Source organism: Anaerotruncus sp. G3(2012) (genome assembly GCF_000403395.2).
Classification (GTDB): domain Bacteria; phylum Bacillota; class Clostridia; order Oscillospirales; family Ruminococcaceae; genus Anaerotruncus.
This window is the reverse complement of record NZ_KE159657.1, coordinates 426,766-433,665: the sequence shown is the minus strand read 5'-3', so window position 1 is coordinate 433,665 and position 6,900 is coordinate 426,766. Positions and strand designations below refer to the sequence as shown.

General features: G+C 46.7%; 9 protein-coding genes and 2 tRNA genes. 6 read left to right on the top strand and 5 right to left on the bottom strand.

The features are described from left to right. Positions 1 to 184 precede the first annotated feature (184 nt). On the top strand, positions 185 to 493 hold the full coding sequence (locus C814_RS22055) for a helix-turn-helix domain-containing protein (protein WP_016315126.1): 309 nt from the start codon (positions 185 to 187) through the stop codon (positions 491 to 493). Further along, complete coding sequence (locus tag C814_RS07885) at positions 480 to 1,769, top strand: tyrosine-type recombinase/integrase (RefSeq protein WP_016315125.1); 1,290 nt, start codon at positions 480 to 482, stop codon at positions 1,767 to 1,769. The genes C814_RS22055 and C814_RS07885 overlap by 14 nt, the downstream gene beginning before the upstream one ends. Before the next feature lie 192 nt (positions 1,770 to 1,961). Here the strand turns inward: C814_RS07885 and C814_RS07880 are convergent. The 3 genes from C814_RS07880 to C814_RS07870 form a co-directional block, all read right to left on the bottom strand. Beyond that, positions 1,962 to 2,038 (bottom strand) — tRNA-Met (locus C814_RS07880). A 181-nt stretch (positions 2,039 to 2,219) separates the two neighbouring features. Beyond that, the gene (locus C814_RS07875) at positions 2,220 to 2,639 is read right to left on the bottom strand and encodes a DUF3842 family protein (protein WP_016315124.1); all 420 of its coding nucleotides are present in this window, start codon (positions 2,637 to 2,639) and stop codon (positions 2,220 to 2,222) included. After that, positions 2,636 to 3,415 (bottom strand): biotin--[acetyl-CoA-carboxylase] ligase, encoded by a 780-nt coding sequence (locus C814_RS07870; RefSeq protein ID WP_016315123.1) that lies wholly within the window; start codon positions 3,413 to 3,415, stop codon positions 2,636 to 2,638. Before C814_RS07870 ends, C814_RS07875 begins: the two co-directional genes overlap by 4 nt. Positions 3,416 to 3,582: 167 nt before the next feature. On the opposite strand from C814_RS07870, the gene C814_RS0103820 reads away from it, so the two are divergent. After that, a complete protein-coding gene (locus tag C814_RS0103820) occupies positions 3,583 to 3,957 on the top strand; it encodes an IS5 family transposase (protein ID WP_022788220.1) in 375 nt (124 codons plus the stop codon). A 297-nt stretch (positions 3,958 to 4,254) separates the two neighbouring features. Continuing rightward, positions 4,255 to 4,503, top strand: coding sequence for a transposase (locus C814_RS22790; protein WP_161911344.1), 249 nt, complete (start codon positions 4,255 to 4,257; stop codon positions 4,501 to 4,503). Positions 4,504 to 4,507: 4 nt separating this feature from the next. Here C814_RS22790 and C814_RS23425 read toward each other — a convergent pair whose 3' ends face one another. Beyond that, entirely contained in the window at positions 4,508 to 4,651 is a 144-nt protein-coding gene (locus C814_RS23425) for a hypothetical protein (RefSeq protein ID WP_016315121.1), read from the bottom strand. Positions 4,652 to 5,053: 402 nt separating this feature from the next. Then, a complete protein-coding gene (locus C814_RS07865) occupies positions 5,054 to 5,236 on the bottom strand; it encodes a hypothetical protein (protein WP_022788219.1) in 183 nt (60 codons plus the stop codon). Positions 5,237 to 6,233: 997 nt separating this feature from the next. Here C814_RS07865 and C814_RS07860 point away from each other — a divergent pair. Then, positions 6,234 to 6,320: transfer RNA gene (locus C814_RS07860), tRNA-Leu, on the top strand. Positions 6,321 to 6,718: 398 nt separating this feature from the next. Beyond that, on the top strand, positions 6,719 to 6,900 hold a 182-nt coding region (locus C814_RS07855), incomplete at its 3' end, for an IS5 family transposase (protein WP_016315119.1).

Below are 6,900 nucleotides of genomic sequence, written 5' to 3'. Positions count from 1 at the left end.
GTTTCGGAAAGCACTCTGCGATTTGTTCGTATTGTTCTTTCTTCAGTTCCATTCCTTTATTATAGCATATCTTTGTTTGTGTGAACAGACCCTAACTTAAAGAGCTTTTGTACCTTGAAAAAATGCTGCAATTTTGCAGCACATATTGCGGTGAAACCGGCTGCCCATGAGGGAGGGGAGCTTTATGAATGGCGTTTTGTCCTGTCCAAAGGTCCTAAAGGTGAAGGATGTCCAGAGCATCCTCCAGATCGGCCAGGTAGCGGCCTACCGCCTTATCCACAGCGGGGAGTTTCCCGTCATTCGGGTGGGGCGCAGCTATCGGATACCAGAGGAGGAATTTTACCTCTGGATGCGGACAAACTTCGGGCCTGTATCCTACCCAGGCTCCGCACCCATCCCCATAGCGGCCGGAAAGCGTTCAACTGCTGTTGTTGACGATTCTTGTATCCTTATAAAGCTGAAAACAGGAGGAGTTACCAATGGCAGAAAGTAAAAGCTACAAACCTTCGTCCAAATACGCCAAGATCTTTGAGGGCGGTACTCTCTATCTCCGCAAGGACGGATACCTGATCTTCCAAAAATATGAGACCGATGAGAACGACAAGTACCGGCGGGTGATCTTCACCGGCAAGACCGAGGAACAGGTTGTCAAAAAGTACAAGGAGTTTGTCAAACGGGCCAAAGAGATCCGGGGACAGCGGCAGCAGGAAGCCTACCGGATGCTCACAAATGCGACCCACGGCCTAAAGCCCCCGGCGGGGATCGACATAGACATCTCCCTCTCCGACTGGGTATTGTACTTCATCCAGACCTACAAGACTCCGCCCTCGGTGAAGCGGACCACCTATTCTTCCTATATGCAGACCTACCAGACCCAGATCCTGCCCTTTTTTGGCAAAACGCCGCTGAACGCCGTGACCGACGCCGATATGCAGACTTATCTCAACTACCTGCAAACCAATGGGCGGCTGGATAAGAAGGGAGGACTTTCTCCCAAGAGCATCTACAACATCTTCGTGGTGCTGAATGCGGCTATGGAAAAGGCGAGAGGGAAAATCATCATTGAGAATCCCGCCGCTGACCTCCGGCTCCCGGAGATACAGCCCACCGAACGCCGTGTGCTGACGGTGGAGGAGATGGAGATCTTCATCAAGGAGATCTTCTCCGAAAGGTTACGGGTGGCCATGCTTCTTTTCCTTTTTACCGGGGCAAGGATGGGAGAGGTCTTAGCGCTGGGGTGGGGCGACCTCAATGCAAAAAAGCGGACCATTCGCATCAACAAGGACCTGGAACGGGTACAGCTTTTTGACGACCCGTCCGGCAAGAAAACGGAACTGATCCTCCAGGAGACCCCCAAGAGCAAAACCAGCAACCGGGAAACGCCGGTCTATGAGAATATCTGGCAACTGCTCATGTTCCAACGGCAAGTACAACTTCACGATGGACAGCCAAATCCCCAGAACCTCATCTTTCCGTCGAAACGGGGAACCTACACCGACCCCCGGACCTACCAGAAAAGGGTCCAGGCGGTTTGTAAACGGTGTGAGCTGCAAGGGGTCAATGTCCATGCACTTCGGCACACCTTCGCCACCAGACTGATGGAACAAAATGTCCCAATCCGCATCATCCAGAACCTGATGGGTCATGCCTCCATTGTCACCACAGAGAAATATTCCCATGTGCTGGACGATGAAAAGCGCAAGGCCATCAACCGAATGAGCGGTTTCCTGCCGGGAACAGAGGAACCAAAGAGGGACACACCACAGTAGGGAAGATTTTTTCTGGCAAAAAAATAGGACTGCAACAAAACTGCAACAATCCAAATTACACTGAAAACCGCCCGGAATTTATTCACTTTTGCTGCACATCTTCCTAACGAGTGAAAAAATCCCAACTGCAACAAAATTGTGAGGGAAAAATGGCAAGAGAAAACCCGCAAAGCGGCTTGCCATGCGGGTTTTTGGTTGCGGGGAGAGGATTTGAACCTCTGACCTTCGGGTTATGAGCCCGACGAGCTACCGAACTGCTCCACCCCGCGGTATTTAATTTTTCATAGAATTTTTAGTACTTGATTAGTATAGCATATATAAATCCAAATTGCAAGCACTATTTTCAATTTTTTATCTAAAAAGTGTAAAAATAAATTTTAAAAAACTTTAGAGAGTAAAATGCAACATCAACTTCCGGACTCCTGTTGAAGAGATGAATTACAATACATTTTATACTATCCCTTTCAGAATTGTGATCGCATCCTCTATGTACTGCGCAATTGTCTTCTCTTCCACTCCGACAATCGCGGCATGACTCCGGCTTGCTTGCACAGGAATCAACACTTTATATGCCCGGCTTTCTGAAACTGCCTGCGCCATCTTCGGAGTCAGCTCTCCCAACATCGAATTTGCCAGCACAATTCCGATTGGACCTATGATGACATCCTGTTCCCGGGCGTGGCTACAACAATAAATCACTGCGTTTTCTCCGGTTGCACCAGCAGTTGCACCAGCCTTGAGCATCGAAGCTGTTGCCATCGCGTTCGAACCGACAGCAACAATCTGCACCTGAGGCAATTCTACTCTTAGGCGCTCGATCAAGCTGCGTCCGATGCCTCCTCCCTGTCCATCAACCACATAAAGGCTCATCTCCAATCCCCCTTCAGACTGATTTCTCCCGAACGGATCGTTTGGATGGATCCATTTGGCAACCGAACCACCAAATGCGCATCACGATCGACATCAAGCGCGAATGCTTCCTGTGACTCCTTACCACGTATTAACTGGACCGATTTTCCAAGTACACAGGAGCGCAATTTATATTCTTCCAGATATTCCCGATTCTCGAGTTCAGCGCAGACCTGCCTAAATTCATTAAGAATCGCAGCAATCAAACGGTTACAGTTGATCTCTTCGCCACCCGCTGCTGCAAGTGAAGTCGCAATTTCCGAAAGCTCAGGAGGAAAACTGTCGGTCGATACGTTGACCCCAATTCCTACTACGAGATAATTGAGCTTTCCATCGGGTAAAAGCGCCGACTCTGCAAGAATCCCGCAAAGCTTTTTTCCATTAAGATAGAGATCATTCACCCATTTAATCTGCACCGAAATCCCGGTAACTTTCTCGATCGCCCTTGCGGTGGCGACTGCTGCTGCCGAGGTTACAAGTGTCGATTGCTCCAGTGAAAGGGATGGCCGCAGGATCACCGTCATGTAGATACCGGTGGCGCTGGGCGAATAAAAGCTCCTCCCCAGCCTTCCCTTCCCTGCAGTCTGCCGGAGGGCAACCACCGCGCTTCCATCTGGTGCACCTTTTTGTGCCCATTGCTTAGCTGCATTATTAGTTGAATCTATTTCCTCATAAACAATCAGTTCTCGATCTGCCGAGAGCCAGTTCCGAATCTGGTCCTCTGAAATCTGTTCCATTTTTATATCTTCCTCCGCAAACCCATTTCCTTATAGAGACGGAAGCATCATCCCGATTCTCTTGATGTCTTTCATTATATCATAAATTTGTTCAATCTTCAACACCGTAAACCCCAGAGCTTTTTAGGTCGTGTCCCTAAAGTAGGGAATATGATAAAATAGAGGATATGAAAAGACGGCATAGTGTAACAAATGAAGAAAGGGCAAGGATAGAGCCACTATTGCCAAAACAGGGAAAAATGGGCCGATCGAGAAAAGATGCTCGGGAACTGGTAGATGCGATGCTATGGATTTTCAAAACGGAAGCCCCATGGAGGGACCTTCCAGAATATTATGGTCCATGGAAAACTGTTTACAACAATTTCCTGCGTTGGCGGGACGCTGGAGTGTGGGAAAATATCCTCAAGAATCTGAATCCCGATTCAGATTCACCGTGGCAAATCATGGTGGATTCGACCAGTATAAAAGCGCATCAGCACAGTGCTGGTGCAAAAAAGGGGCAGATAACGATCAGGCTATTGGTCGATCTAGGGGAGGATTGACAACAAAAGTACATGCAGCGGTAGATGAAAAAGGGCGACCTATCAAGCTATTATTGTCAAGAGGCAATTTGAATGATATTACTTTGGTTCCAAGGCTTGTAGATGGTCTTAGAACCTGTATTCATAATCAGAGGATGCCGGATGGGCGAGGGATTTTGCTGCCCTGCAAGGCGAAAAAACGCAGACAATACTTTGTGTATTGCAAGATTTCTCAACGCGGCAGGCCGGCAAAGGACCCGCTCAGACGGTGTCGAATGGTTGTGAATACGGGTTCTTACATTAGCAAAGTGCTTTGTTTTGGCAGATAAGGGATATGACAGCAGTGATTTTGTGCAGTTGATAGAAGATTCTGGAGGAAGCGCTGTGATACCTCCCCGCTCCAATGCTCGTAATCCTCGTGAATATGACAAGGAAATGTACAAGCGCAGAAATTTAGTAGAGCACTTTTTCAACCGCATGAAGCAGTTTCGGCGCTCTGCTACTCGTTATGAGGAAACTGCTAAATCTTTCCTTCCCCTTGTTCATTTTGTCGCTGTTTTTGTTTAGATTGCTATTTCTTGATTTTAGGGACACAAGCGAGGAATACCGCCATGAGGGCAAGTCCAACAGGGAGTGCGGCCGATACATTGGCGATCACGCCCTGAACCGGCGGCTCAAGCATCTCCTCTGTAATGGCAATGGTCGGCAGATTCATAATACAACCCCCCTGAAAATATTATTTGTCACCGCAGTTGCGGGAACAGTCAGAAACGGGGAAACCTGGAAATCAGACTTGGGATAATCTTAATCCCGAAGAATACTGTTGCCATCCCCAAAACAACTGGAAGCAAAACGCCGATATTAGCGATAATGCCCTCCAGAAGTGGGGCCATGTCCTCCGGCGTGATGATCGCGGGAGGGACAATCTACAAAGACCTGTGTATACCGAATTACTATTCACCCCCTTCACCATCTTCTTTAAAAATGGTCTCTCAATCCGCTTCCGGCTTTAATGGGCGCTGATACTATCTGTCCAGAGGACTACAGGTGCATCCGAAATCGGAATCATACCAGCCACATAAAATGCAGGGTTCATCAAGGAAAGAAAACGACATGCTTATAACCCTCCTTCGATAAACGTATGGTAGAACCAGCGCACAAACCAGATCAGCAGAAGCAGGCTTGCAGTTACCGGAAACACCCCGTACAGGAAGATGTCCGAGTTATGCCGCAGGGCTGTGAGATCGTCGGCCTGCTGATCGGTTAGAGCTACGATCTGGGCATTTCCGGAATTTTTCAAGGTTTCATCCATCCATTCCCAGTCTGGCTCAGCTTCAATTGTTGTGGCCGGGCTAACCTTGATGAATTCCGCCGCCGAAGCGGGAACCGAGGAAACCTACAGGAACAGTGCGAGGAATACCAGAAGAAATGCAGGGTACCATCCGGATAAACAATTCGCCCATCATAGCTTTCACCTGCTGTGAGCCTGCCACGCTTGTTGCGTGAACAGACATAGCCAATCATGGTATTATCACCTCCATCATGGTTTGTTCGATAAACTGCCCGGCGCGGGCATCGGCTAGGGGCTGTATGTAACATTCATGCGCCGGACGGTAGATAAAAAAGATTGCGAAAGAGGGACTTTTCGCTAAAGTCCCTCTTTGCATTTAATTTTACATTTTTCAACCACACAAAATTTTCTAATCAGTATTGCATTTCACTAATAATTTTGTTATAATTATAAAAAAGTTTTGAAAGATGTGTTCCTAGAAGATGTTTAAAAAATTGATATTAGTGTTTTTTCTATTAAATTCGTGCCTTTTGTATTAAAAGTATGTGGGATACATAGAGTGTTTCTACATTTTTTCTTTTAGTTTTTATAATTGTGGGGAAGTTTACCCTTTTTGTTTTCAAGCAAGCCGTAAGAGTGAATAAATGAGGCAGAGAGCGGTTAGTTTTTTGTAGCAAATGGTGAAAGGTCGAAGCTGTTCTATCTTACTTTCATTAACTATTGGTTATACAAACTTACCTTTACCATATTTTTTGTTTTATTAAAGTAGAACATTTTGCCTTAGAAATTGTTGTGAATGTTTTTTATTTAGGTATAGGGACTCAAAAGTTTTAATATTTGTTGGCATGATGAAATTGGCATATGCACTTGACTCAAAATCATCTGTACTTGTGGATGAGCATTCCTTCTCAAACAGCTTGTTTATGCGATTTCCCTAACATTTCATCGCTGGGACGAAAGCCGGTCAGTCATTTTTGGCGGAAAGACTCAAGAAAGCTTAATATTTGCCGGTGTGTCGAAATTGGCATACGAGACAGACTCAAAATCTGTTGTCAGCAATGGCATGTGGGTTCGAGTCCCACCACCGGCACCAGAAAAAGAGGTCAAAAAAGATTTTTGGTGAAAAAACCGAGAGATTTCAAGACCTCAGAGGCCCTTGGATAACGAAAATCCAAGGGCCTCAAAATTTAGATTTTTCCCCACCTCCTATTCACTCAGGCAGGACTTAAACCTGCGGCAAAACAGTTTCAAATAGGGCGCTACGATTTTGAGCGCCTGTATTGAGCGTCGATCCGTCAGTTCTAAAGGAATTGACAGACCGGCGCTTTTTGTTTTTCCAGGAAAACACAATACTCCCAGCGCCTGTTTTCAAAACAGGCAAAATCAAAAAGGGCCCCAGACTTTTCAGCGCAAAAAGTTGCCATTATATTAGGTTGTGTCGTCAATAGAAATGTGCTATAATAGTCCTCAAAGTAGCAGGAGGGCAGAAAAATGGCGAGGGAACAGCATCGACATGATATAAGCGACAGAGCGTGGGAGAAAATCAAACCAAACACAATAGGCGAAAAAGGGACGCGCGGAGGCAATGCCCGAGATACGCGGCAGTTTATCAACGGTGTATTCTGGATTTTGCGCACCGGAGCACCCTGGCGGGACTTGCCGGAAACGTATGG

Coding starts and splice junctions, on each gene's coding strand:
- C814_RS22055 (WP_016315126.1), top strand. CDS start 185: ATGAATGGCGTTTTGTCCTGTCCAAAGGTCCTAAAGGTGAAGGATGTC.
- C814_RS07885 (WP_016315125.1), top strand. CDS start 480: ATGGCAGAAAGTAAAAGCTACAAACCTTCGTCCAAATACGCCAAGATC.
- C814_RS07875 (WP_016315124.1), bottom strand. CDS start 2,639: ATGAGCCTTTATGTGGTTGATGGACAGGGAGGAGGCATCGGACGCAGC.
- C814_RS07870 (WP_016315123.1), bottom strand. CDS start 3,415: ATGGAACAGATTTCAGAGGACCAGATTCGGAACTGGCTCTCGGCAGAT.
- C814_RS0103820 (WP_022788220.1), top strand. CDS start 3,583: ATGAAAAGACGGCATAGTGTAACAAATGAAGAAAGGGCAAGGATAGAG.
- C814_RS23425 (WP_016315121.1), bottom strand. CDS start 4,651: ATGAATCTGCCGACCATTGCCATTACAGAGGAGATGCTTGAGCCGCCG.